This is a genomic window from Helicobacter vulpis (genome assembly GCF_003660395.1).
GTDB classification, from domain to species: domain Bacteria; phylum Campylobacterota; class Campylobacteria; order Campylobacterales; family Helicobacteraceae; genus Helicobacter; species Helicobacter vulpis.
The window spans coordinates 1-405 of sequence record NZ_QXQT01000101.1; the positions used below are offsets into that span (position 1 = coordinate 1).

Sequence of the window (405 nt, forward strand, 5' to 3'; positions counted from 1 at the left end):
CCAATCAATGAAATCTTTTAACTTTGTACTTCTGTGCTTATCTCTTGTGTGGTACTTTGGGGGGTTTTAATGCTCACCCCCTACCTTAACCAAGTCTTTAACGCCGATGCGATGACATTCATGCAGGGCTTGCCTAATGCTTGTATAGATTGTGTGTGTATGGACCCGCCCTATTGTAGCGGGGGGGTAAAAAGCTTGAATGCGCGCAATGCCGGGACTAATAAGAAGTATTGCGGGGACAATGCCAAGTATTATGAGTTTTATGGGGATGGCAAGGACCAGCGTATATGGATTGCGTGGATGAGCTCTATTTTTACAGAGAGTGAGCGCATTTTAAAGCCGGGGGGGTATTTCTTTAGCTTCATTGATTGGCGCATGTTGCCAGCCCTTTCTGATAGCATTCAG

At 45.7% G+C, this 405-nt stretch carries 1 protein-coding gene; it reads left to right on the top strand.

Annotation, left to right across the window (positions count from 1 at the left end):
• Nucleotides 1-69: 69 nt before the first annotated feature.
• The coding region (locus tag EAO38_RS08760) for a DNA methyltransferase (RefSeq protein ID WP_162982771.1) at nucleotides 70-405 on the top strand (336 nt) is incomplete at its 3' end.